This is a genomic window from Streptomyces eurythermus, from assembly GCF_014649115.1.
Taxonomy (GTDB): Bacteria; Actinomycetota; Actinomycetes; order Streptomycetales; family Streptomycetaceae; genus Streptomyces; species Streptomyces eurythermus.
The window spans coordinates 401,007-425,597 of the sequence record NZ_BMSK01000004.1 but is presented as its reverse complement, the minus strand read 5'-3'; the positions used below and the strand labels follow the sequence as shown (position 1 = coordinate 425,597).

Annotated in this window: 22 protein-coding genes and 1 riboswitch; of the genes, 13 read left to right on the top strand and 9 right to left on the bottom strand. The window is 70.1% G+C overall.

Annotated elements, in window-relative coordinates; translation table 11 throughout:
• Positions 1-135 precede the first annotated feature (135 nt).
• From ctaE to idi, 6 genes are all read left to right on the top strand, one after another.
• Positions 136-756, top strand: a complete 621-nt coding sequence (gene ctaE / locus IE251_RS09805; RefSeq protein WP_030616646.1) for an aa3-type cytochrome oxidase subunit III — start codon at positions 136-138, stop codon at positions 754-756.
• A 62-nt stretch (positions 757-818) separates the two neighbouring features.
• Positions 819-1,631, top strand: coding sequence for a cytochrome bc1 complex diheme cytochrome c subunit (qcrC, locus tag IE251_RS09800; protein WP_189752509.1), 813 nt, complete (start codon positions 819-821; stop codon positions 1,629-1,631).
• Positions 1,628-2,686, top strand: coding sequence for a cytochrome bc1 complex Rieske iron-sulfur subunit (qcrA, locus tag IE251_RS09795; RefSeq protein ID WP_167512970.1), 1,059 nt, complete (start codon positions 1,628-1,630; stop codon positions 2,684-2,686). The genes qcrC and qcrA (IE251_RS09795) overlap by 4 nt, the downstream gene beginning before the upstream one ends.
• A complete protein-coding gene (qcrB, locus tag IE251_RS09790; protein ID WP_189752508.1) occupies positions 2,683-4,320 on the top strand; it encodes a cytochrome bc1 complex cytochrome b subunit in 1,638 nt (545 codons plus the stop codon). Before qcrA (IE251_RS09795) ends, qcrB (IE251_RS09790) begins: the two co-directional genes overlap by 4 nt.
• Before the next feature lie 201 nt (positions 4,321-4,521).
• Entirely contained in the window at positions 4,522-5,775 is a 1,254-nt protein-coding gene (locus IE251_RS09785; protein ID WP_189752507.1) for a cytochrome P450, read from the top strand.
• A gap of 4 nt (positions 5,776-5,779) precedes the next feature.
• Positions 5,780-6,352 carry an isopentenyl-diphosphate Delta-isomerase gene (gene idi / locus IE251_RS09780; protein WP_189752506.1) on the top strand — a complete coding sequence of 191 codons (573 nt, stop codon included), beginning with the start codon at positions 5,780-5,782 and terminating at the stop codon, positions 6,350-6,352.
• Positions 6,353-6,423: 71 nt separating this feature from the next.
• On the opposite strand, the gene IE251_RS09775 is transcribed toward idi, so the two are convergent.
• From IE251_RS09775 to IE251_RS09745, 7 genes are all read right to left on the bottom strand, one after another.
• The gene (locus tag IE251_RS09775) at positions 6,424-7,401 is read right to left on the bottom strand and encodes an aminotransferase class I/II-fold pyridoxal phosphate-dependent enzyme (protein WP_189752505.1); all 978 of its coding nucleotides are present in this window, start codon (positions 7,399-7,401) and stop codon (positions 6,424-6,426) included.
• On the bottom strand, positions 7,401-7,640 hold the full coding sequence (locus IE251_RS09770; protein ID WP_030783257.1) for an acyl carrier protein: 240 nt from the start codon (positions 7,638-7,640) through the stop codon (positions 7,401-7,403). The genes IE251_RS09775 and IE251_RS09770 overlap by 1 nt, the downstream gene beginning before the upstream one ends.
• Before the next feature lie 26 nt (positions 7,641-7,666).
• Positions 7,667-8,677, bottom strand: coding sequence for a beta-ketoacyl-ACP synthase III (locus tag IE251_RS09765; RefSeq protein ID WP_189752504.1), 1,011 nt, complete (start codon positions 8,675-8,677; stop codon positions 7,667-7,669).
• Complete coding sequence (locus IE251_RS09760) at positions 8,674-9,687, bottom strand: phytoene/squalene synthase family protein (RefSeq protein ID WP_189752503.1); 1,014 nt, start codon at positions 9,685-9,687, stop codon at positions 8,674-8,676. The genes IE251_RS09765 and IE251_RS09760 overlap by 4 nt, the downstream gene beginning before the upstream one ends.
• 110 nt (positions 9,688-9,797) lie before the next feature.
• A complete protein-coding gene (locus IE251_RS09755) occupies positions 9,798-11,576 on the bottom strand; it encodes a thiamine pyrophosphate-binding protein (protein WP_189752502.1) in 1,779 nt (592 codons plus the stop codon).
• Between the two features lie 72 nt (positions 11,577-11,648).
• Positions 11,649-12,329, bottom strand: a complete 681-nt coding sequence (locus IE251_RS09750) for a hypothetical protein (protein ID WP_229896674.1) — start codon at positions 12,327-12,329, stop codon at positions 11,649-11,651.
• An 82-nt stretch (positions 12,330-12,411) separates the two neighbouring features.
• Positions 12,412-13,371 carry a 3-oxoacyl-ACP synthase III family protein gene (locus tag IE251_RS09745; protein ID WP_229896673.1) on the bottom strand — a complete coding sequence of 320 codons (960 nt, stop codon included), beginning with the start codon at positions 13,369-13,371 and terminating at the stop codon, positions 12,412-12,414.
• A 612-nt stretch (positions 13,372-13,983) separates the two neighbouring features.
• On the opposite strand from IE251_RS09745, the gene qcrA (IE251_RS09740) reads away from it, so the two are divergent.
• The 4 genes from qcrA (IE251_RS09740) to IE251_RS09725 all read left to right on the top strand — a co-directional run bounded on the left by qcrA (IE251_RS09740) (position 13,984) and on the right by IE251_RS09725 (position 19,576).
• A complete protein-coding gene (gene qcrA, locus IE251_RS09740) occupies positions 13,984-15,051 on the top strand; it encodes a cytochrome bc1 complex Rieske iron-sulfur subunit (protein ID WP_189752500.1) in 1,068 nt (355 codons plus the stop codon).
• Entirely contained in the window at positions 15,048-16,703 is a 1,656-nt protein-coding gene (gene qcrB / locus IE251_RS09735; RefSeq protein WP_189752499.1) for a cytochrome bc1 complex cytochrome b subunit, read from the top strand. The genes qcrA (IE251_RS09740) and qcrB (IE251_RS09735) overlap by 4 nt, the downstream gene beginning before the upstream one ends.
• A 109-nt stretch (positions 16,704-16,812) precedes the next feature.
• The gene (gene trpD / locus IE251_RS09730) at positions 16,813-17,877 is read left to right on the top strand and encodes an anthranilate phosphoribosyltransferase (RefSeq protein WP_189752498.1); all 1,065 of its coding nucleotides are present in this window, start codon (positions 16,813-16,815) and stop codon (positions 17,875-17,877) included.
• A gap of 81 nt (positions 17,878-17,958) precedes the next feature.
• Positions 17,959-18,075, top strand: a riboswitch (SAM riboswitch).
• A gap of 139 nt (positions 18,076-18,214) precedes the next feature.
• Positions 18,215-19,576 carry an aminotransferase class V-fold PLP-dependent enzyme gene (locus IE251_RS09725; protein WP_189752497.1) on the top strand — a complete coding sequence of 454 codons (1,362 nt, stop codon included), beginning with the start codon at positions 18,215-18,217 and terminating at the stop codon, positions 19,574-19,576.
• A 663-nt stretch (positions 19,577-20,239) separates the two neighbouring features.
• Here the strand turns inward: IE251_RS09725 and IE251_RS09720 are convergent.
• Both IE251_RS09720 and IE251_RS09715 read right to left on the bottom strand, forming a co-directional pair.
• A complete protein-coding gene (locus IE251_RS09720) occupies positions 20,240-20,521 on the bottom strand; it encodes an Lrp/AsnC family transcriptional regulator (protein ID WP_189752496.1) in 282 nt (93 codons plus the stop codon).
• A complete protein-coding gene (locus IE251_RS09715) occupies positions 20,518-21,312 on the bottom strand; it encodes a rhomboid family intramembrane serine protease (RefSeq protein WP_189752495.1) in 795 nt (264 codons plus the stop codon). Before IE251_RS09715 ends, IE251_RS09720 begins: the two co-directional genes overlap by 4 nt.
• A 153-nt stretch (positions 21,313-21,465) precedes the next feature.
• Between IE251_RS09715 and IE251_RS09710 the strand changes: the two genes are divergently transcribed.
• From IE251_RS09710 to IE251_RS09700, 3 genes are all read left to right on the top strand, one after another.
• Positions 21,466-21,705, top strand: a complete 240-nt coding sequence (locus IE251_RS09710; RefSeq protein ID WP_189752494.1) for a hypothetical protein — start codon at positions 21,466-21,468, stop codon at positions 21,703-21,705.
• 48 nt (positions 21,706-21,753) lie between these two features.
• Positions 21,754-23,097, top strand: a complete 1,344-nt coding sequence (locus IE251_RS09705) for an NYN domain-containing protein (RefSeq protein WP_189752493.1) — start codon at positions 21,754-21,756, stop codon at positions 23,095-23,097.
• A gap of 222 nt (positions 23,098-23,319) precedes the next feature.
• A complete protein-coding gene (locus tag IE251_RS09700; protein WP_189752492.1) occupies positions 23,320-24,390 on the top strand; it encodes a C40 family peptidase in 1,071 nt (356 codons plus the stop codon).
• Positions 24,391-24,591: the final 201 nt, after the last annotated feature.

Sequence of the window (24,591 nt, the reverse complement as noted above, 5' to 3'; positions counted from 1 at the left end):
CGTCGTACGGACGGGACGGGCAGGGCCGTCTGGGCGGATGCTACTCCCCCGAACACCACGTCAGCACCGGTTCGGGGGGCGGCAACACTCCGAACGGCACCCCCCGGAGTGAGCGCGAGATAAGCGACCGACATAATGTCGGTCGTGGCGACAGCAACGACAGTAGAAACAGGGCACGCGCACCCGTCGGTCAATCGGCCGAACCTCACCAGCGTCGGAACCATCATCTGGCTGAGTTCCGAGCTGATGTTCTTCGCGGCCCTCTTCGCGATGTACTTCACCCTCCGGTCGGTGACCGGACCGGATCACTGGAAGGAGATGGCGCACGCGCTCAACGTGCCCTTCTCCGCGACGAACACCACGATCCTGGTGCTCTCCTCCCTCACCTGCCAGCTCGGCGTGTTCGCCGCCGAGCGCGGCGATGTGAAGAAGCTCCGTGGCTGGTTCATCCTCACCTTCATCATGGGTGCGATCTTCATCGGCGGTCAGATCTACGAGTACACCGAGCTGGTGAAGAAGGACGGCATCTCGCTGTCCTCGGACCCGTACGGCTCGGTGTTCTACCTGACCACCGGCTTCCACGGCCTGCACGTGACGGGCGGCCTCATCGCCTTCCTGCTGGTCCTCGGCCGTACCTACATGGCCAAGAGGTTCACCCACGAGCAGGCGACCGCCGCCATCGTCGTGTCCTACTACTGGCACTTCGTCGATGTCGTCTGGATCGGCCTCTTCGCCACGATCTACCTGATCAAGTAGCCGGGATCGCTCCCGCACATCCAGAAGCACCGACGCAGAAGATCCTGACACCGGGGTAATCCGTGAAAAAGCTCTCCGCACGACGACGCCATCCGCTGGCGGCGGTCGTCGTCCTACTCCTCGCGCTGGCGGCCACTGGGGGGCTGTACGCCGCGTTCGCGCCCGCGGGCAAGGCACAGGCCGATGAATCCTCCCAGTCCCTGACCATCAAGGAGGGCAAGAAGCTCTACGAGGTCGGCTGCGCCAGCTGCCACGGCACCGGTGGCCAGGGCTCCTCCGACGGCCCGAGCCTCGTCGGCGTCGGCGCCGCGGCCGTCGACTTCCAGGTCGGCACCGGCCGTATGCCCGCCGCGACCTCGCAGGGCGCCCAGGTCCCGCGCAAGAAGCCCACCTACACGCAGGCCCAGATCGACCAGCTCGCCGCGTACGTCGCGTCGCTGGGCGCCGGCCCGAGCGTGCCCACCAAGCAGCAGTACGGCCCCGACGGCGCGGACATCGCCAAGGGCGGCGAGCTGTTCCGCACCAACTGCGCGCAGTGCCACAACTTCACCGGCAAGGGCGGTGCCCTGACCAAGGGCAAGTTCGCCCCCACGCTGGAGGGTGTCGCTCCGAAGCACATCTACGAGGCCATGCAGACCGGCCCGCAGAACATGCCGTCCTTCCCCGACACCACGATGTCGGAGAAGAACAAGAAGGACATCATCGCGTACCTGAACGCGGTCAACGGTGACAAGACGGAGAACCCGGGTGGTCTGGAGCTGGGCGGCCTCGGGCCGGTCAGTGAGGGTCTGTTCGGCTGGATCTTCGGCCTCGGCACGCTGATCGCGGTCGCCGTCTGGGTCGCCGCTCGGACCGCAAAGGCCAAGAAGTCATGAGTAGCCAAGACATTCCTGAAGAGAACCTGCCCGCTGAGCAGGACCACGCACACGGCGCGGTAGCGACCGCGGACGAGGAGAACCCGTTCGCGGACCCGGGGCTGCCGCCGCACGAACACCGGATCCAGGACATCGACGAGCGGGCCGCCAAGCGGTCCGAGCGCGCGGTGGCGTTCCTGTTCACGGTGTCGATGCTGGCCACCATCGGCTTCATCGTCTCGTACCTGGCGATCCCGAACGACAAGTCGATCTTCGTCTTCCCGATCGGGCACCTGAGCGCGATGAACTTCGCGCTGGGCCTGACGCTGGGCGTGGCGCTGTTCTGCATCGGCGCGGGCGCGGTCCACTGGGCGCGCACCCTGATGTCGGACGTGGAGATCGCCGACGACCGGCACCCGATCGAGGCCTCGCCGGAGGTGCGGGCCAAGGTCCACGCGGACTTCCGCCAGGGTGCCGCGGAGTCCGGGTTCGGCCGCCGCAAGCTGATCCGCAACACCATGTTCGGCGCGATGGCGCTGGTGCCGCTCTCCGGCGTGATGCTGCTGGGCGGTCTGGGTCCGGCGCCGAAGACGAAGCTGCGGCACACGATGTGGGCCAAGGGCAAGCGCCTGGTCAACATGAACACCGGCCAGCCGCTGCGTCCGGAGGACGTGGCCGTCGGCTCGCTGACCTTCGCCATGCCCGACGGGATGTCGGAGCACGACGAGGACTTCCAGAACGAGATCGCCAAGGCGGCCCTGATGATCGTGCGGCTCCAGCCGGACGACATCAAGGACAAGCGCGAGCTCGACTGGTCGCACCAGGGCGTCGTCGCCTACTCGAAGATCTGCACCCACGTGGGCTGCCCGATCTCGCTGTACGAGCAGCAGACGCACCACGTGCTCTGCCCGTGCCACCAGTCCACCTTCGACCTCACCGACGGCGCCCGAGTGATCTTCGGTCCCGCCGGCCACGCTCTGCCGCAGCTGCGGATCGGCGTGGACAGTGAGGGTTACCTCCAGGCGCTCGGCGACTTCGAGGAGCCCGTCGGTCCTGCTTTCTGGGAGCGCGGATGAGTACTGCACCGAACGAACAGTCCCGCTCTCGCGGGAAGGCACCGGCCGGCGAGCGCGTCGCCGACTGGGCCGACGGCCGGCTCGGGATCTACTCCCTGGCCAAGGCCAACATGCGCAAGATCTTCCCCGACCACTGGTCGTTCATGTTGGGCGAAGTGTGCATGTACAGCTTCATCATCATCATCCTGACGGGTGTCTATCTGACGCTGTTCTTCCACCCGTCGATGAACGAGGTGGAGTACCACGGCTCTTACGTCCCGATGCAGGGACAGCTGATGTCGGAGGCGTTCAACTCGACCCTGCACATCTCCTTCGATGTGCGCGGTGGTCTGCTCATCCGGCAGATCCACCACTGGGGCGCGGTGGTCTTCCTCGCCGGCATGTTCGTGCACATGATGCGCGTGTTCTTCACCGGCGCGTTCCGCAAGCCGCGTGAGGTCAACTGGCTGTTCGGCTTCCTGCTGTTCGTCCTCGGCATGTTCACCGGTTTCACCGGTTACTCGCTCCCGGACGACCTGCTCTCCGGCACCGGTGTGCGCATCGCCGAGGGCCTGGTGCTGTCCGTGCCGATCGTCGGCACGTACATCTCCTTCTTCCTCTTCGGCGGCGAGTTCCCCGGTCACGACTTCGTGGCCCGGTTCTACTCGATCCACATCCTGCTGCTGCCGGGCATCATGCTGGGCCTGATGGTGGCCCACCTGATCCTGGTCTTCTACCACAAGCACACGCAGTTCGCGGGTCCCGGCAAGACCGAGAAGAACGTCGTCGGCATGCCGCTGCTGCCGGTCTACATGGCCAAGGCCGGAGGCTTCTTCTTCCTGGTCTTCGGTGTCCTGGCGGTGCTGGCCGCGGTCGCGCAGATCAACCCGATCTGGGCGATGGGCCCCTACCGCCCGGACCAGGTGTCCACCGGCGCCCAGCCCGACTGGTACATGGGCTTCTCCGAGGGCTTCGTGCGTGTGATGCCGGGCTGGGAGATCAACGTCGCGGGCCACACCCTGGTCCTCGGTGTGCTCATCCCGCTGATCGTCTTCGGTCTGATGCTGGTCTCGATCGCGGTCTACCCGTTCATCGAGTCCTGGATCACCGGCGACAAGCGCGAGCACCACATCCTGGACCGCCCGCGCAACGCCCCGACGCGCACCGCTCTCGGTGTCGCCTGGCTGACGTTCTTCGCGATGGCCATGGTGGGTGGCGGCAACGACCTGTGGGCGACGCACTTCCACCTGTCGGTCAACTCCGTCACCTACTTCGTCCGGATCTTCCTGTTCGCCGGTCCGGTCATCGCGTACATCGTCACCAAGCGGATCTGCCTCGGCCTGCAGCGCCGGGACCGCGAGAAGGTGCTGCACGGCCGCGAGACCGGCATCATCAAGCGGCTGCCGCACGGTGAGTTCATCGAGGTGCACGAGCCGCTCAGCCAGGAGCAGCTGCACACCCTCACCGCGCACGAGCAGTACACGCCGGCCGAGATCGGCCCGACGGTCGACGAGAACGGTGTGGAGCGCAAGGTCCCGGCCTCGCAGAAGCTGCGGGCGAAGCTGTCCAACGCCTACTACGGCGAGCACGCCCAGATCCCGAAGCCGAGGGCGGAGGAGTACAAGGAGATCACGAGCGGCCACGGCCACCACTGATCCGCCGTTACTGATCGCCACGAGGGCGGCCCCACGGACCCGGTCCGTGGGGCCGCCCTTTTGTGTACGGGACGTGTCGGAGGTTACCGATCCGTTATCCAGCCGTCGCCGGATCGACGCTATGATCACACTGTCGTGATCTTGAGCCGGGGCCAGAAGCCCGCACGGGCCGCCCACGGCGTGATAATGGGGGAGTCACTGATGGCAGAACCTGCCGAGCCCGAATTCTTCTTCGATCCGACCGACCCCGCTTTCCGTCGGAACCCCTACCCGGTCTACGCGAAACTCCGGGACGAGCACCCCCTCCTGGCGGGCCCGCTCAACTCCTGGGTGGTCAGCCGCTACGAGGACGTCGAGGCCCTGCTGCGTGACCGCCGGCTCGGCAAGGACCTCGGGGGCACCCAGTTCTTCGCCCAGGTGGCCGGCGCCGGCCCCGACGAGGAGCCGCCGCCGTTCCTCGGCCTCGGCCTCGACGGCTGGGACGCCAACCTCTTCCGGCTGCTGGACCCGCCGGACCACACCAAGCTGCGCAACCTCGTCGCCGCGCCGTTCACCCCGTCCGCGGTGGAGGCGCTGATCAAGTCCGTCACCGCGGTCGTGGACGAGCTGCTGGCGGACCTCCCCGAGCGGTTCGACGTCATGGAGGTGCTGGCCTCCCAGCTGCCCGTGCGCGTGCTCGGCGACATGATGGGCATCGACCGCGAGGACCAGAAGCTCCTCGCCGCCTGGTCGACGGAGATCGCGCACATCCTCGAGCTGGGCGCCGCGCCCTCGGAGGACGTGGCGATCGCCTGCCAGCGCGCGGTGGCGCAGTGCACCGAGTACTTCGTCAAGGTGCTCCGGGAGCGCGAGGGCGGTGACGGCACCGACCTGATCACCGAGCTGACCCGGGCCGGCGAGACCATCGAGGGCCTGACGATCCACCAGGTCGCCGCGGTGTGCGTGCTGCTCATCGTGCCCGGCCTGGACACCTTCGCCAACCTCATCGGCAACGCCGCGGTCATCCTGGCCGAGCACCCGGACGTGCTGGAGCGGCTCGCCGCCGACTCCTCCCTCGCCGACGACGTGCTGGACGAGGTGCTGCGCCTGGAGCCGCCCACGCACGCCTCCTGGCGCGTGGTCAACGAGCCGATCACCCTGCACGGGCGGACCATGGAGGCCGGCGCCGTGGTGCTGCTGATGCTGGCCGCGGCCAACCGGGACGAGCGGGCCTTCGAGAACCCCGACACCCTGGCGCTCGGCAAGCACGGCCGCAAGCACCTGTCGTTCGGCCGCGGTATCCACTACTGCCTCGGCGACAACCTCTCCCGGCTGATGGCCAAGGAGGCGCTGATCGGTCTCGCCAGGCGCTGTGCCTCCATCAAGCCGGACGACGACGAGGTGGCGCTGAAGCCCGGCCTGTGGCTGCGCGGCCCGGCCCGGCTCCCCGTCACCACGACCCCGAGGGTTGGCTGATCCGATGACCACGGAAACCTCCGGCAGCCCCGCGGCGGAGCCGATCCTGCTCGAACTCGTCGACGAGGAGGGCCGGACGATCGGTGTCGCCGAGAAGCTCTCGGCGCACCAGGCGCCCGGCCATCTGCACCGCGCCTTCTCGGTGTTCCTGTTCGACACCGAGGGACGCATGCTGCTCCAGCAGCGGGCGCTGACGAAGTACCACTCGCCGGGCGTGTGGTCCAACACCTGCTGCGGGCATCCGTACCCGGACGAGCCCGCGCAGCAGGCGGCGGCCCGCCGCGTCGGCGAGGAGCTGGGTCTGCACGGGATCCCGCTGGAGCCGGCCGGCACGGTCACCTACGAGCACCCGGACGAGATCTCCGGCCTGGTCGAGAAGGAGTACAACCATCTCTTCGTCGGCCTGGTGAAGGACACCCCGGAGCCGGACCCCGCCGAGATCCACGACTACCGGTTCGTGACCTCGGGGGAGCTGGCCGCGCTGCGGGCCGAGACCAGCTTCTCGGCCTGGTTCCCCACCGTGCTGGAGGCGGCCCTGCCGGGCGTACGGCGCGTCGCGCCGGGCGGCGGCTGGTGACCACGCCCTGACACACGCAAGAGCCGCTGCCCACGGGGAGACCGTGGGCAGCGGCTCTTTCGCGTGAGCGGCTAGGCCAGGGCGCGCAGGACGCTGTCGTTGGCGTCGGTGTCGCCGACGGTGACGCGGACGCCCTCGCCGGCGTAGAAGCGGGCCTGGACGCCCTCGCCCTCCAGGGCCAGGCGGATGTCCTCGGTACGCTCCGGCTCGTCCAGCCACAGGAAGTTGGTGTGGCTCGGCAGCACCTTCCAGCCGCCGCGGACCAGCCCGCCGGACAGCCGCTCGCGCTCGCCGACGATGACGGCGATCCGCTCCTCGAGCTCCGGCTGGGCCCCCAGGGACGTCTCCACCGCCACCGCCGACAGGGTGCTCAGGGCGTACGGCAGCTGGTACCGGCCGATCCTCTCGGCCCACCCGGGGGACGTCACGCCGTACCCGACGCGCATGTTGGCCAGCCCCCACGCCTTGGAGAAGGTGCGCAGCACCAGCAGGTTCGGGAACTGACGGATCCAGCCCAGCGAGTCCGTACGGCCGGACGGGGCGACGAACTCGATGTACGCCTCGTCCAGGACCACCAGGACGTGCTCGGGGACCCGGGCGATGAACTCCTTCAGCTCGTCGCCGGGGACCAGTTGGCCGGTCGGGTTGTGCGGGTTGCACACGATGACCGCGTCCGCGTCCTGGACCGCCTTCGCCAGCGCGTCGAGGTCCTGGTGCCCGCCCGGGAGCAGGGGCACCTCGACGCGGCGCGCCCCCACCATGTCGGCGAGCAGGGGATAGGCGTCGAAGTTGCGCCATCCGTATGCCAGCCCCCCGCCGGCGGACACACTCGCCTGGAGCGCCTGGAGCGCGACGCCCACGGATCCCGCGCCGAGCACGACCTGCTCGCCCGGCATCCCCAGCCAGTCGGCGACGATCCCGCGCAGCCGCTCGGGATAGAACTCCGGGTACCGGTTGACCGAGGCGGCGTGCCTGGCGATCTCGGCGGCGACGGAGTCGAGCGGCGGCAGCGGGTGTTCGTTGAGGGTGAGCCGATGCGGCTGGGGCATCAGCCGACGCCCACCGAGGTCAGCAGGTCGCGCGCGTCCTGGAGCGTGGAGTCGGCGCCGAGCTCGTTGCCGTTCAGCGTCGGGGTGCCGAACTGCCGCTCCAGGGCCACGATGAACTCGACGACCCCCATCGAGTCCATGCCGGCGTCTTTGAACGACGCGCCCTCGAAGAGGCGGTCGGTGGACTGGGGGAACCGCTCGTCGAGCAGCGCCTTCAGGTTCTGGTCGATGGTGTTCATGATTCTCTTCTCTGTGGAGGGTGCCGTCAGCCGTCGATCACCGTGAGGCCGCCGGGCCAGGTGAGCAGTGCCGAGCCCCAGGTCAGACCGCCGCCGAAGCCGGTGAGGACCACCGGGTCGCCCGCCCGCAGCCGCCCGTCGGCCGCACCCGCGGCGAGCGCGAGCGGGATGGAGGCGGCCACGGTGTTGCCGACCCGGTCGATGTTCTTCACGACGCGCTCGGCGGGCAGCCCGAGTTCCCGGGCGCAGGTGTCGAGGATCCTGACGTTCGCCTGGTGCGGGACCAGGTGGGCGAGGTCCTCGGGGGCCAGCGCGGCGGCGTCCAGGACCTTGCGCACCGACCCGGTCATGTACCGGACGGCACGGGTGAAGACCTGCGGGCCGTCCATGTGGAACCAGCCGTCGCCCGGGGCGGCCTCGGCCCCGCTCAGCCGCTGTTCGGAGCCCCCGCCGGGCACCGTGATGAGGTCCACGCCCGTGCCGTCGCTGCCCAGGTCGAAGCCGCGCAGGGCGCCTTCCTCGGAAGGGTCGCCAGCGCGCAGTACGGCCGCGCCGGCGCCGTCGCCGAAGATCACCCGGGTGGTGCGGTCGTGCGGGTCGAGGATGGTGGAGAAGGTGTCCGCGCCGATCACCAGGGCGCTGTCCGCGACCTGACCGGTGATCAGTCCCGCCGCGGTGGCCAGCGCGTACACGAAGCCCGTGCACACCGCGGCCACGTCGAAGGCGCCGGTCCCGGTCAGCCCGAGCGAGGAGGCGACCACCGGGGCGGTCGCGGGGCAGGGGCGGTCCGGGGTGCTCGTGGCGACGATGACGACGTCCACGCGGTCGGTGCCGGCCGACTTCAGCGCCCGGCGCGCCGCCTCGGTGGCGAGGTGACCGGTGCTCATGCCCGGCGACGCGATGTGCCGCCGGGCGATGCCGGTGCGGGTCCGGATCCACTCGTCGGAGGTGTCCAGTTCCGACGAGAGCATGTCGTTGGTGACCACCCGCGGCGGGAGCCAGGTGCCCAGGCCGCTCAGGATCGCCCCGCGGGTCATGCCCCGGTGCCCCGGTACGGCGGCCGGATGCGGTAGCCGGCGCGGGTGGCCTGCTGGCTGGCCTTGCGGGCGCGGGCGATGGCCTTGGCCGTGCGCGGGATCATCCGGCCCGAGACGAAGTCGATGCCGCGCCGGGGGTTCTTGAAGAACGCGTAGTCGTCCTTGATCATCTCCGGGAACATGGAGTCGTGCGTCTGGATGTCGGTCTCCATGAAGATCCGCGCCGTCGGGTGCAGCGTCTGCGGCCATGAGCGGCCGGCGTCCAGGTGCTTCCGGGCGATGTCGATCTCGAACTGGATCAGCTCGCGCAGCGAGTCGCTGATGTAGCCGCTGCCGATCTGGCGGTCCAGGTCCGCCCGGGTCAGGCCGAAGCGGGCGAGGTGGTCCAGCGGGAGGTACAGCCGGCCCAGGTCCAGGTCCTCGCGCAGGTCCCAGATGAAGTCCAGCAGCTGGAAGGCCGTGATGGTGTGCCGGCACAGCTCCTCGGCGTCCTCGCTCAGCGGCTCGAAGATCTGGTTGATCCAGATCGCGGGCAGCAGCGTGACCGTCTCCAGGAAGTCGTCCAGCTCCTCCTCGTTCGCGTACTCGTACGTCGTCAGCGCCTTGCGGTGGCCGTCGACGAACTCGGGCACGCGCAGGTAGGGCAGGTCCCAGGTGCGCAGGGTGTGGACCAGGGCGCGGGCGAGGGCGGCGTCCGTCTGCTCCGACAGCGACAGCGGGTGGTCGCTCTTCACTTCCTCGCCCTTGGCGATGGCCAGGTAGGTCTGCTGCCACTCGTCCAGCCGGCGGGCCCGGACGTCGACGCTGAGGTTGATGTCGTCGGCCAGGTCGTCGATGTAGCAGACGAAGGAGAAGAAGGTGTCGAAGTAGGGCCGCTTGGCCGGGTGCATCATGTAGCGGCCGAGGAAGCGGCCCCGCCCGATCTTGCGGAACAGCTGGGAGCTCGCGATGTAGTCGGCGCGCAGCCCGGAGTCCGTGATTCCTGCGAGGTCCAGCTCTTGCACTGTCATGTGAGTTCTTTCCGATGGGGTCCGCGCGTCCCCGCGGCCCCGCTCGGCCGGATGCGGCGGCGGGGTGCGTCACGGGGAACGGCGGACGAAGGCGTACGGAGGGCGACGCGTCAGAGGGCGCTGCCGGTCATCTCGTACGAGACGGCGGCCTGTCGTTGCCGGGGCACCGGCACGGTGGGGGCGTCGGCGGGCAGGAAGGAGGCGAAGGGCGGCTCCTCCTCCACGGTGAGCCTCAGTTCGAGGACCCCGGGCAGATGCGCGTGGCGCCGGTACGCGTCCAGCTGCCGGGTCAGCTCGGCGGCGGTGCCGGCGCTGCCGACCCACAGCCGGTCCGCGGTGCCGAGGCCCCGCGCCACCGTGCACACGTCGACGGGTGTGTAGTCCACGGTGGTGATCCGGGAGTCGAAGAACCGCTGCTGGCGTGTGGCGCACATGCCGTGCATGCCGTTGTTGAAGACGACGTACAGGATGGGCAGGCCCAGTTCCACGGCGGTGTGCGTCTCCAGGCCGCTCATCAGGAACGCCCCGTCACCGCAGAACACCACGGTCCGGGTGCCCTCCGGGGAGCCCAGCTGGGCGCCGACGGCCGCCCCGACGCTGTAGCCCATGCCGCCCATGCCCAGCGCGATGGTGGAGGAGGAGCCGGCCGGGACCGACCCGTAGTGCATGGCGGCGACGGCGCAGTTCCCCGCGTCGTAGAGCAGGTGGCCGTCCTGCGGCAGGTGTTCCTGGAGCAGCCGGACGGCCTCGCTCTGCAGCAGCGCGTCCTCGTCCCGCTCGCCGGTGCGCCCCGGGACGGGCACGGCGGGCCGGGCCACGAAGCGGGTCTGCTCGTAGCCGGTGACCGGCGGGGCCGTGAAGGGGCGCTCCGCGCGCAGCCGTTCCAGCAGCCGGAACACCTCGCCGATGTCCCCGCGGACCGTGGTGTCCGCCAGGCCCGAGCGCTCGATCTCACCGAGGTCGATGTTGACCGCGCCGGCCCGTGCCGGGTCCCAGTCGCCGAGCGCCCGCCGGGTCATCATGGCCAGTCCGGTGCCCACCAGGACCACGAAGTCCGACTTGGCCACGTACTCGGCGGCCGAGGGGTGGCCGCCCTCGCCGACGACGCCCAGGTACAGGTCGCTGTCGTTGGGGAACTCGCCGCGCGCGCCCATGGTGGTCACCACGGGTATCCGGGTGCGCTCGGCGAAGACGCGCACCGCCTCGGGGTCGCAGGAGCGGCGGTTGCCGTGTCCGAGCAGCAGCACCGGGGCACTGGCCTCGCGCAGCCGGCCGAGGAGGGCGGACACCTCCTGCTCGGGCAGCGGTTCGGGCTCGATGAAGGCGCCGAGGTGGTCCGGCCAGTCGGCCGGGACGTCACCGACCTCGAGTTCGTAGACGTCCCGGGGCAGCAGCAGGGCCACCGGGCCCTTGCGGCCGCTCAGGCAGGTGGAGACGGCGTCGCGCAGCAGGTCCCAGAAGCCCTCCGCCCCGGTGACCCGGACGGTCTTCTTGGTGATGGCCTCCAGCAGGGCCTGGCCGTCCACGGTCCGGCCGATCCCGGAGGAGTCCTGGAAGGAGCCCCGGCCGTCCAGGGCGGCCGGCGGCTGCCCGACCAGCGCGAGGACCGGCACCGACTCCGCGTGGGACTCGGCCAGTCCGGCGACCAGGTTCATCATCCCGCCGCCGGAGGTCGAACAGCACACCCCCAGGGTGCGGTGCACCCGGGCGCGGGCGTCCGCCATGTTCGCCGCCCCGTCCTCCCGCTTCGCCAGCACGGACGTCAGACGGCCCTGGCCGAGCCTGTCGATCGCATCGTGGACGTGTTCGATGTTCGCGCCACTGACGCCGAAAACGTATCCGGTGTCCAGATCGCGCAGAACCGTGACCAAGGCATCGGCCAGCCGCATTAATCCCCCATGTGTGGCGTGTGCTTCGTCGTGGTGCGAGGCGGGGCGGCCGGGGCCGCCCCGCGGCGGGCCTCAGGCCTTGTCGGCGCCGAAGCGGTGCTCCAGGATCCGCTTGAGGTTGCCCATCTCGATGCTGTGGCCGGCGTGGAAGACGGGCCAGATGTCACCGACCCAGACGCGGTCGGTGCGCGCCCGGCCCTCGGCGATGTAGTCCGGGACGTTCTCCGTCGTACGGTCGTAGTACGGGTGCTTGCAGTTGGTCCACAGCACCACGGTGCCCGGCTTGTTCAGCACCTTCGACGAGTCGATGATCGTCATGTAGTAGCGCATCCACAGCTCGTGGCCCTGGTCCCAGGCGCACGGGTAGACCACGAGACCGTGCTCGGGGCCCTTCTGGGCGTCGGCGCGGATGTAGATGTCCGTGTTCGGCTGGATCATCTCGTCCGCGCGGTACAGACCGCCGCCGAGGTGCTTCATGTTGCGGATGCTGTACGTCCACTCCTCCAGGGAGCGGGCGTTGGCCGCGTACTCGAAGACGATGTCGTAGGGGACGTTGATGTGCTCGGCGAGGGAGCAGTACTGACCGAAGATCTCGCCGTGGTCGTACGTCTCCTTCGTCTTGCTCTCCATGAGCTTCATCATGTCGTCCATGCCGGTGTTCTCGTTCCACACCAGGTCCAGGCCCTCGAGATCCGACCGGTCCAGGACGTAGTTCTGGGCCAGACCCGACTCGTCGGGAACGCGCTGGGACATACTTCTCCTCATGCAGTGGTAAAAGAATGAACGAAATGAAGGGAAGGGGAGGGGAACGGGCAGGCGGGGATGCCCCGGAAAGTCAGTTCCAGCGCCAGACCATGGAACCGACGAGTTCTCCGCCGTGCGAGAAGGTCGCGAACGCGATGAGGTCGCCGGGCGCGATCATCTTCTTGTCGAGGGCATCGGCGAACGTCACCGGAAGAGTGCCCTGGAACATGTTGCCGTAGGTGCCGAGGGTGTCATGCGCCCGGGAATCGTCGAATCCGCAGCGCTTGCGCCACTCCGCGACGTATTTCTCGTTCGGCTGGTGGGTGATCAGGAAAGAGATGTCCTTGTTCTCCACACCGGCCTTCTCCAGCGCGATGTCGACCGCCTGGGGAAGCTGTTCCATGGTGATGGTGTACAGACGCGCCAGCATGGACTGGTCGAACTTCACGGTGAGCGCGCCGGAGCCGGCCGACCAGTAGGGGATCTCCATGCCGTCGACGGTGTCCGGCTCGACCTTGAGCGCTCCCCAGTTCTCCCCGAAGGCCTGCTCGTGGATGGAGAGGATGGTCGGTTCGTCGCCGGCCGTGACGAGGGTGGCGGACGCGCCGTCACCGAGGACCCGGGACTCGGGCGCCTTCTGGAACTCCTCGAGGCGGGAGACGAAGTTGGTGACCGTGACCACCGCGACCGTACGGTACTGGCCCGAGTCGATGAAGGCCCGGGCCGTGTTGATGGAGGAGATCCAGGAGCAGCAGCCGTTGTCCACCTGGAGCACGGCCGCCTTGGTGGCGCCGACCGCGTACTGGATGGCCGTGCCCGTGCCGGGTGAGAAGGCGTCGTTCAGCTGGGAGGCGCAGATGATGAGATCGACGTCGGCCGCCGGTACGCCGTTGCGCTCCAGGAGCTTCTCGAGTGCCTTGGCGCCCAGCTGGGCTGATGTGTAGTCGGGCCAGGCGAAGCGCCGCTCGTGCACGCCCGCGAAGAAAGCGTGGTCGCTGAGGTCGCCGCCCTCGCTCGGCAGCTCGCTGTTACTGACCACCCGCTCCGGCATGAAATTAACCACGTCGACAATGCGAGTTTGTGACACGAATTTTTCCCCGTCTTTGTGCTGATGCTGCCCGCGGAAATGCCGATCGGACATACCTCGGGGCCCCGGGAGAACAATGAGAAATATCGTTGGCCGGCCCCGCTTCCCCCGTCGTGTGCGCCGGCGACGGAGGGGAATTCCCTTGCGCGGTGAGAACGAAAGTCACCTTATGATCACGGTGATAACGGATCGATACCGGCGAGGTAACCAGATGATAACGTTCGGTTGGCTGTTTGACCTAATCCCGCCATACCGCAGCGAGTTGATGAGCCGTCGGGTTCCGCGGTACGGGCGATTTACCGCAGCGGGCCGCTAAACGTGAGCTTCCTAACGCCGATTCACGGTTGGCCGGATTGCGGGGTGATGAACGGGGCCCGGCCGAACAGCGCCGGCCCGGCCGTCCGGCGGTGCGCGCGCCCTTCCGGCCGGGCGGGCGCGGTCCTTCCGGCCGAGGGGGCCGACGGGCGGTTCCGGCCCTTGTGTTCGAAACACCCCCGGCCGGAGTAATGGCCCGGCTATCCGGACAATCTGCGTAGTACGGTGTGAATACACCAAACCACGGCGGTCTGGAGCACTATGGGAAACCGGGACATGCCGGAAGGGCGTCCGCGTGCCGAGCAGCCCGCCGGCGACGGTGTGCACGGTGCCGTCTCCGTGGCCGACGAGGAGAATCCGTTCGCGGACCCCGGACTACCGCCGCACGAGCACCGGATCCAGGACATCGACGAGCGGGCCGCCAAGCGGTCCGAGCGCGCGGTGGCGTTCCTGTTCACGGTGTCGATGCTGGCCACCATCGGCTTCATCGTCGCCTACCTGCTGATTCCCGACGACAAGTCGATTTTCGTCTTCCCCCTCGGCCACCTGAGCGCGATGAACTTCGCGCTGGGGCTCACGCTGGGCGTGGCGCTGTTCTGCATCGGCGCGGGCGCGGTCCACTGGGCGCGCACCCTGATGTCGGACGTGGAGATCGCCGACGACCGGCACCCCATCGAGGCGTCCCCCGACGTGCGGGCCAAGGTCCACGCGGACTTCCGCCAGGGTGCCGCGGAGTCCGGGTTCGGCCGCCGCAAGCTGATCCGCAACACCCTGCTCGGCGCGATGGCGCTGGTGCCGCTGACCGGTCTGATGCTGCTCGGCGGCCTCGGACCGGCACCCGGCACCAAGCTGCGCCACACCCTGTGGGCCAAGGGCAAGCGCCTGGTCAACATGAACACCGGCCAGCCGCTGCGCCCGGAGGACGTGGCCGTCGGCTCGCTGACCTTCGCCAAGCCCGACGGCCTCGCGGAACACGACGAGGACTTCCAGAACGAGATCGCCAAGGCCGCCCTGATGGTCATCCGGCTCCAGCCGGACGACATCAAGGACAAGCGCGAACTCGACTGGTCGCACCAGGGCATCGTCGCCTACTCGAAGATCTGCACCCACGTGGGCTGCCCGATCTCGCTGTACGAGCAGCAGACGCACCACGTGCTGTGCCCCTGCCACCAGTCCACCTTCGACCTCACCGACGGCGCCCGAGTGATCTTCGGCCCCGCCGGCCACGCCCTTCCGCAACTGCGCATCGGCGTGGACAGCGAGGGCTACCTCCAGGCGCTCGGCGACTTCGAGGAGCCCGTCGGTCCTGCTTTCTGGGAGCGCGGATGAGTACTGCACCGAACGAAACCCCTCGGCCCGGCGCGGCCGGCCGCCCTCGCGGGACGGCACCGGCCGGCGAGCGCCTCGCCGACTGGGCCGACGGACGGCTGGGGCTCTACAGCCTGGCCAAGGCCAACATGCGCAAGATCTTCCCCGACCACTGGTCGTTCATGCTGGGCGAGATCTGCCTCTACTCGTTTCTGATCATCATCCTGACGGGTGTCTATCTGACGCTGTTCTTCCACCCGTCGATGAACGAGGTGGAATACCACGGCGGCTACGTCCCGCTCCAGGGACAGATGATGTCCGAGGCGTTCAGCTCGACCCTGCACATCTCCTTCGACGTGCGCGGCGGCCTGCTCGTGCGGCAGATCCACCACTGGGGCGCGGTCGTCTTCATCGCCGGGATGTTCGTGCACATGATGCGCGTGTTCTTCTCCGGCGCGTTCCGCAAGCCGCGCGAGCTGAACTGGCTGTTCGGCTTCCTGCTGTTCGTCCTCGGCATGTTCACCGGCTTCACCGGCTACTCGCTCCCGGACGACCTGCTCTCCGGCACCGGTGTCCGCTTCATGGAGGGCGCGATCCTGTCCGTGCCGATCGTCGGCACGTACCTGTCGTTCTTCCTCTTCGGCGGGGAGTTCCCCGGCCACGAGTTCGTGGCCCGGTTCTACACCATCCACATCCTGCTGCTGCCGGGCATCATGCTGGGCCTCGTGGTGGCCCACCTGATCCTCGTCTTCTACCACAAGCACACCCAGTTCGCGGGCCCCGGAAAAACCGAGACCAACGTCGTCGGCATGCCCCTGCTGCCGGTCTACATGGCCAAGGCCGGAGGCTTCTTCTTCCTGGTCTTCGGCGCCCTCGCGGCCCTGGCCGCCGTCGCCCAGATCAACCCGATCTGGGCCATCGGCCCCTACCGCCCCGACCAGGTCTCCACCGGCGCCCAGCCCGACTGGTACATGGGCATGGCCGAGGGCCTCATCCGCGCCATGCCGGGCTGGGAGATCAACTTCTGGGGCCACACCCTCGTCCTCGGCGTGTTCATCCCGCTGGTCGTGTTCGGCCTGATCCTCGTGGCCATCGCGGTCTACCCGTTCGTGGAGGCGTGGATCGCCGGCGACCGGCGCGAGCACCACATCCTGGACCGCCCGCGCAACGCAGCCACCCGCACCGCGTTCGGCGTCGCCTGGCTGACCGTGTACTTCGTGATGCTGATCGGCGGCGGCAACGACATCGTCGCCACCCACTTCCACCTGTCGATCAACGCCGTCACCTGGTTCGTCCGGATCGCCTACTTCGTCGGCCCGGTCATCACCTTCCTCATCACCAAGCGGATCTGCCTCGGCCTGCAGCGCCGGGACCGCGACAAGGTGCTGCACGGCCGCGAGACCGGCATCATCAAGCGGCTCCCGCACGGCGAGTACATCGAGGTGCACGAGCCGCTCAGCCAGGAGCAGCTGCACACCCTCACCTCGCACAAGCAGTACACGCCGGCCGAGATCGGCCCGACCGTCGACGAGAACGGCGTCGAGCGCAAGGTCCCGGCCTCGGAGAAGCTGCGCGTGAAGCTGTCCCACGCCTACTACGGCGAGGAGAGCCAGATCCCCAAGCCGACCGTCGACGAGTACAAGGAGATCGCGAGCGGCCACGGCCACCACTGATCCCGGCGCGCCGAGGGGCCCCGTCCGCGACCCGGACGGGGCCCCTCGGCGCGCGTCCGGCTGGATAGGGTGGTGTACGACGAGCAGGCAACCGGACAAGGAGCGGCTGATGAGCGCTGTGACCCCCGCTGGAGGCGACACCGCGGCGGGCCGCTCCTGGCCCGCCCTGCTGAACGGTCTGCTGGAGGGCCGGGACCTCTCCGCGGACGACACCGCCTGGGCGATGGACAAGATCATGCGCGGCGAGGCGACCGACGCGCAGATCGCCGGGTTCGCGGTGGCCCTGCGGGCGAAGGGACAGACGGTCGAGGAGATCACCGGTCTGGTCCGCACGATGTACCGGCACGCGAACGTGATCGAGGTGCCCGGCCGCACCGTCGACATCGTCGGCACCGGCGGCGACGGCGCCAAGACGGTGAACATCTCCACGATGGCCTCGCTCGTCGTCGCCGGCACGGGCGCGAAGGTGGTCAAGCACGGCAACCGGGCCGCGTCCTCGGCGTCCGGCTCCTCCGACGTGCTGGAGCGGCTCGGGGTCAACCTCGATCTCACGCCCCGCCGGGTGGCCGAGGTCGCGGAGGAGGCCGGCATCACCTTCTGCTTCGCGGTGAAGTTCCACCCGGCGCTGCGTCATGTCGGCGCAGCGCGCGGCCAGTTGGGCATCCGGACGGTGTTCAACCTGCTCGGTCCGCTGACCAACCCGGCGCAGGTGCGGGCCCAGGCGGTCGGCGTGGCCGTCGCCCGCGAGGCGCCGATCGTCGCCGGCGTGCTCGCCGAACGCGGCAACTCCTCGCTGGTCTTCCGCGGTGACGACGGGCTGGACGAACTGACCACGACCGCCACCTCCCGGGTGTGGGTGGTGCGCGACGGCAAGGTCACCGAGGAGTCCTTCGACCCCCGGGACGTCGGCATCGACCTGGTCCCGGTGGAGGCCCTGAGCGGCGGCGACCCGGCCTACAACGCGGAGGTCGCCCGCAGGCTGCTGGACGGCGAGCGCGGTGCCGTACGGGACGCCGTGGAACTGAACGCGGCGGCGGCGCTGGTGGCCCTCGACCCGACGGACGAGCCGCTCGCCGACCAGATCCGCGCGGGGCTCGCGAAGGCCGCCGAGTCCATCGACTCCGGGGCGGCCCGGCGGGCGCTGGAGCGGTGGGTGGCCGCCAGCAACGCCTGACCGGCCCGGCAGGGCAGGCCGTCCCGCGATCCGGACACCGGGTTGCGGGGCGGCGATCACTTCACGTACGTTCCTGTACCAGGTCATGAGTGACAGTCATGAGGCCCCGGCCGACTGTCCGGCAACCCTCCGTCCGTGGCGGGGTGCCCCGGGTGAAGACCAGGCCGTGGACAGCAAGGTCCACGGCAAGCGCGGATCCCTCGTGCCACCAGGGATCCTGGTCGTCGAGGAGTCTTCCGTGAGCAAGCGAATGCGTTAGGGCCGCAGAGCCCCGCCTCCGCACACCCTTTCTCCAGCTTCCTTCAGCTTTCCTCGTATTCCGTCACGGGAGTCCGTCATGTCTGTCTCCACCGCTGCCGCCGACCAGTCGCTTTGCACCCCTCTGTCCGTTCTGGGGCGGGATGTCACCGTCCCGCTGGTCACCGGCGGCGAGGTCACCTACGCGGCCCTCGACTACGCGGCCAGCGCCCCCGCCCTCCAGCGCGTCTGGGACGACGTCGCCGCCTACGCCCCGTACTACGGCAGCGTCCACCGCGGGGCCGGCTACCTCTCCCAGCTCTCCACCGACCTGTTCGAGAACGCCCGCGGGACGGTCGCCGAGTTCCTCGGCTGCCGGGCCGGCGACCAGGTGGTCTTCACCCGCTCCACCACCGACTCCCTGAACCTGCTGGCCCGGGCGATCCCGGCCGGCTGCCAGGTCTTCGTCTTCGAGACCGAGCACCACGCCTCCCTGCTGCCCTGGCAGCACGCGGACGTCACCTACCTCGACGCCCCGCGCACCCCCGGCCAGGCCGTGGAGATCCTGGAACGGGCCCTGGCCGGCCGCGACCCGTACGGCCCCGCCCTGGTCTGTGTCACCGGCGCCTCCAATGTCACCGGCGAGCTGTGGCCGGTGCGCGAACTGGCCGCCGCCGCGCACGCCCACGGCGCCCGGATCGTCCTGGACGCCGCCCAACTCGCCCCGCACCACCCGGTGTCCGTCGCGGACCTCGACGTCGACTGGATCGCCTTCTCCGGCCACAAGCTGTACGCCCCCTTCGGCTCCGGCGTCCTGGCCGGCCGCGCCGACTGGCTCCAGGCGGCCGAGCCCTACCTCGCGGGCGGCGGCGCCAGCCGTCGGGTGACCCGGCGCGAGGACGGCGGGGTGGCCGTCGAGTGGCACGAGAGCGCGGCCCGCCACGAGGCCGGCTCCCCGAACGTCATCGGCGCCTACGCCATCGCCGCCGCCTGCAAGGCCCTCACCGAGGCCGGCTGGGACACCCTGGTCGCCCGCGAGCAGCACCTGATCGCCAAGGTCCGCGCGGGTCTGGCCGAGGTGCCCGAGGTGCGCGTGCTGTCCCTGTTCGGTGACGACGCCCCGCGCGTCGGCGTCCTCTCCTTCGTCGTCGACGGCTGGAACAGCTCCCACTTCGCCGCCGCGCTCTCCGCCGAGTACGGCATCGGCGTCCGCGACGGCCTCTTCTGCGCCCACCCGCTGGTGCGCACCCTGCTCGGCAGTGACCCGGGGACCCAGGGCGAGTGCGGCGCCCCCGAGGCGGCCCCCGGCGAGAAGTCCCTCAACGCCATCCGCGTCAGCTTCGGCGCGGGCACCCCCGACGAGCACGTGGACCGCTTCGTGAACGCCGTCCGGGAACTGGTCCGGGACGGCGCGAAGTGGCAGTACCGCACGGAGGAGGGCCGCTGCGTGCCGGCGGTCTGAGCAGCGCCCCGCGGGGAGCCGTCCGGTGGTCCGCCGTGGCCCCGGGCCCTCGGCGGCCGGGACTACGCCGTCCCGCCGGCGCTCGACGCGAACCCGCCGGCCCACGCCGACGGCACGGACGCCGGCGGGTCGTCCCGGTGTGCCGGTGAGGGCGGTGGGGAGGGGCCGGTGAGGGCCCCGGCCCCACCGCTCGTCGGGGACGGCGCGATCGGCACCGGCAGCCTCGGCGACGCCCGGGCGACGCCGGACGGGCGGGCCGGCTCCGGGAAGAGGCCGGTGCCCGCGGGGCCCGAGGTACGGGCCGTCGCCCTTGGGAAGCGGCTGGTTCCGCAGGCCCCGGCGCCGGGCCGTCGCCCTGCCTGAGCAGCACCCTGTTCGCGGACGTCCCCGCCGCACGCCGAGGTCTCCGGACCGGGGACGGACGGCGGCTGTGGCCTCCGGGAGAACGATTCCGGGACGCCCCGGCGGCCCGGCGCCGGACCTCGGCGCGGGCTCGGGCACGGTGTGCGGGCGGGGGACCGGGGATGCGCCCCGGGCGTGATCGGCGGGGAGCGCCGGGGTGCGACGCCCGGCCGGGGGCGGGCGACGGCCCGGGGCGCACCGGCCGTCCGCGGCGGCCGCCGCCACGTGCCCTCGGGCGCAGGCGTCGCGAGCGTGGAGACCCTAGCTGTCCAGGCCGATCGCGAACGCGGCCTCCAGGTCGTGCTGGGAGTAGGTGCGGAACGCGACGTGCGTGTCCGTGGCCTGCACGCCGGGGATCTTGCTGATGCGGCCGGGGATGACCTCGGCGAGGTCCTCGTGCCGGGCGACCCGGACCATGGCGATCAGGTCGTAGGTGCCGGTGACCGAGAAGACCTCGCTCACGCTCTCCAGCCCGGCGATCCGTTCGGCGATCTCGGGGATCCGGTCCACGCTGGTCTTGATCAGGACGATCGCGGTGATCACGGTTGTCTCTCTCCCTCGGTGACCGGAGCCGGTGCGCCCTTCACTCTAGTCGCCCGCCCGTCGCCCACCACCGCCCCGCCTGCGCCGCCCCTCGTGCCCTTCCGCCTTCCGTAGCGCACCCACGCGTAGCCGAAGCCCAGGCCGAAACCCACCAGGTGGGCGAGGTAGGCCACCCCGGGCCCGTCGGGGGCGCGCTCGGCCGCCAGCCACTGCAGGGCCGCCCAGCAGGGCAGCACGACCCAGGCCGGGAAGCGCAGCGGCAGGAAGAACAGGAACGGCAGCAGACTGGTCACCCGCGCACGGGGGAACAGGTACAGGAAGGCCCCGAGGACCGCCGAGACCGCACCGGAGGCGCCGACCAGCGACTGTCCGGAGGCGGCGTTGGCCACCGCGTAGCCGAGCAGGGCGCCACAGCCGCAGCCGACGTAGAAGAGGGTGAACTCCACCCGGCCCATCCGTTCCTCGGTCATCGCTCCGAAGACGAAGAGGAAGAGCATGTTGCCGAGCAGGTGCACCCAGCTGCCGTGCACGAACAGCGCGGTGGCCGGGGTGAGCGCGGCCCCGGCCGGCCCGTCGAACAGCTCGGCCGGTACCACCCCCCAGCGCCGGAAGTACGCCCGCTGCGCGGCGAGCAGCGCGTCCCCGGTGCCGTACCCCGGTACCAGCCCGGAGGCCGGGCCGAGGGCGAAGAGCACACAGCACAGGGCGATGAGGCCGTATGTCACCGGCGCCGGGGTGTCCCGGACCGCTCTGAGGGTCCTGCCGGCCGCCGTGCTCCTGGAGCTGATCATGACTACAGAGCATGACGTAACGGGACGCAACCTGACAGACCGCCTCGCCGCCCGGAACGGACGGGCGGCGAGCAGCCGCCAGGCCGTAGGGTTACGAGCCACACGCGTCGGGGAGCGGCGCGGACCGACACGAGAAGGAAGCGAACCAGCGCGATGACGGTTCCCCTGCCGACCGACACGACCCGGTGGCGCTGCACCCTCTGCGGCAACCTCACCCGTTTCGACGTGACCCGCTCGTCGAAGGTCGTCGAGTACCTGCACCTGGACCTGGCCGGTGAGCCGACGGTGGAGGAGCGCGAGGTGGTCAGTGAGACCATCGAGTCGGTGCGCTGTCGCTGGTGCAACGCGGTGGACCAGGTGGAACTCGTGGACAGGCCGGGCGCCGGCTCCTGAGCGGAGCGGCCCCCGGAGGGACTTTTTCGGTATTGGGGTGTGTGACGGATGGTGGAGACCGCAGGCGGGGGGCCGGGCGACGGCACCGCTGAGGTGCTTGACCGTCCGCTGCCCGACGGCGTGCGCCGGCGGGTCGTACAGATCGTGTCGGACGGCTTCGGCGGGCTGACCCTGGCGGAACTGCCCGCCCAGCTGAGGCAGTACGCCAGGTTCGCCCCGAATCGCCGGGCGAAGTTCGCCGGGAACGCGATGGCGGCGGCGCTGGAGACCGACGCGCTGTTCCGGCAGCGGATCGGCGAGCGGTTCCGGGAGGCGCAGCCGGAACTCGCCGGAGCCCTCGACGCGGGCTCCCCGCCCCCGGCCGCCGACCCGCTCGACGTGGCGGCCGCGGCCTATGTGCTGCGCCCGGCGGGCTGGGTGAAGCTGGTCACCGCGGCCGGCGAGGAGGCCCAGCGCGCGGACGCCGAGCGGGCCGGCGAGGAGAGCCGGGCCGAGCTGGAGCGGCTGCGCGCCGAGCTGGCGCAGGCCCGCGAGCACACCCGGACCGAGACCGAACGGCTGCGCACGGAGCTGGAGTCGGCGCGGAGGGAAGCGGAGTCGCTGCACCGCAAGCTGCGCGCCGCGCTCAGCGACGTCAAGCGGGGCGAGGCCGCGCTGCGCAAGGCGCACGGCGAGATCGACGCCGTACGCGCGGAGGCGCACGCGCAGGTGTCGGCCGCGGAGAGCGAGTCCCGGCGGCTCAAGGCCCGCCTCGGTGAGGCCGAGGCCGCGCTGGAGGCCACCCGCCGGGCGGCCCGGGAGGGCCGCAGCGTGGAGGACATGCGGGTACGGCTGCTGCTCGACACCCTGCTGGACGCCACCCAGGGGCTCAGGCGTGAACTCGCCCTGCCGCCGGTGTCGGTGCGCCCGGCCGAGACGGTCGACGCGGTGGAGCCGGGCCGGATGACCCCGAAGGACATCGCGGCGCGCGCCCTGTCGGAGAACGACCCGGCCATTCTCGACCAGTTGCTGGCGCTGCCGCAGGTGCATCTGGTCGTCGACGGCTACAACGTGACCAAGACCGGCTATCCGCAGATGCCGCTGGAGAAGCAGCGGCTGCGGCTGCTGGGCCAGCTCTCGGCGCTCGCCGCGCAGACCGGCGCCGAGGTGACCTGTGTCTTCGACGGCGCCGAACTGGCCGCGCCGGTACTGCTCGCGCCGCCGCGCGGGGTGCGGGTTCTGTTCTCGAAGCCGGGCGTGACCGCCGACGAGCTGATCCGGCAGCTGGTGCGCGCCGAGCCGCCGGGACGCCCGGTCATCGTCGCCTCCACCGACCGCGAGGTGGCCGACGGGGTGGCCAAGGCGGGTGCCCGGCCGGTGGCTTCCGCGGTGCTTCTGAAGCGGTTGACCTGACAGTGTCCCGAAGGTCCAACAGGCGCCGGTAACGCCCGAATTGGCCTGGTCGTCACGCGACGTAGGGTCAGTCGTGCCTCACTGCACGTGAGTTGTGTGCAAAGAATGCATGGCGTGACGGGTTTTTTTGCCGTGAGGATTTGAACTGATCACAACTAGGTCACTAGGGTCTGGCTCGAACCTCCGAACGGGTGATCGCTCTCAAGAAGGAGTTCCCCCTCCGTGGCGTCCCATCGTCGACCCAAGCAGCCGAGTCGCACCCGCGTGACCGTGCTGACCACCGCAGCCGCCGCTGCCGTCGCGCTCAGCGCGAACGCCGCCAACGCCGCCCCCAGCGAGAAGCTGAGCAAGGACGAGGTGAAGGCGAAGGTCGACAAGCTCTACGAGCAGGCCGAGCAGGCGACCGAGAAGTACAACGGCGCCAAGGAGAAGCAGCAGAAGCTGCAGAAGGAAATCTCCACCATCCAGGACAAGGTCGCCCGCGGCCAGGAGGAGCTCAACAAGCTCCGTGACGGCCTGGGCTCGCTGGCCACCGCCCAGTACCGCTCCGGCGGCATCGACGCCTCGGTCCAGCTGTTCCTGTCCTCGGACCCGGACGACTACCTCGACAAGGCGTCCACGCTCGACCAGTTGAGCAGCCAGCAGGTCGACGCGCTGAAGAAGATCCAGGACAAGCAGCGCGAACTCGCCCAGGAGCGGGCCGAGGCCACCGAGAAGCTCAAGGACCTCTCCGCCACCCGCACCGAACTGGGCAACAAGAAGAAGGAAGTCCAGGCCAAGCTCGGCGAGGCCCAGCGGCTGCTGAACACCCTGACCGCCAAGGAGAAGCAGCAGCTCGCCGAACAGGAGCAGAAGCGCGCCCAGGAGAGCCAGGAGCGCGCCAGCCGCTCCACCGGCGGCAGCGAGCGTCCCGACCTCGGCGGGTCCGTGCCCGCCTCCAACCGTGCCCAGGCGGCCTTCTCCGCCGCCCAGACCAGGCTCGGCTCGCCGTACGTCTACGGCGCCACCGGCCCCTCCTCCTTCGACTGCTCGGGCCTGACCTCCTGGGCCTACGCCCAGGCCAACGTCTCCATCCCGCGCACCTCCGAGGCGCAGTCCCAGATCGGCACGCGGATCACCTCCGTCAGCGATCTGAAGGTCGGCGACCTGGTCTTCTTCTTCAACGACCTGCACCACGTCGGCCTGTACGCGGGCAACGGCCAGGTCCTGCACGCCCCGCGCACCGGCACGGTCGTCCGGTACGAGTCGATGAACACCATCGGTGGTCCGTTCATGTGGGGCGTGCGCGTCTGACACCCCCGCGACACACGGACCCGGTGGCGCCCGAACGGGCGAATCACCGGAACCGGAACTGACCCCACGCCCCGCCGGTGACCTGCGTCAGCGGCGGGGCGTCAGCATGTGTTGACGCCGAGGTCTTTGGTCCGGACCCCCGCGCGCGGCTACTGTCTGCCGCGTTTCCCGGCGCCGGGGCCTCCCCGTCCCCGGCGCCGG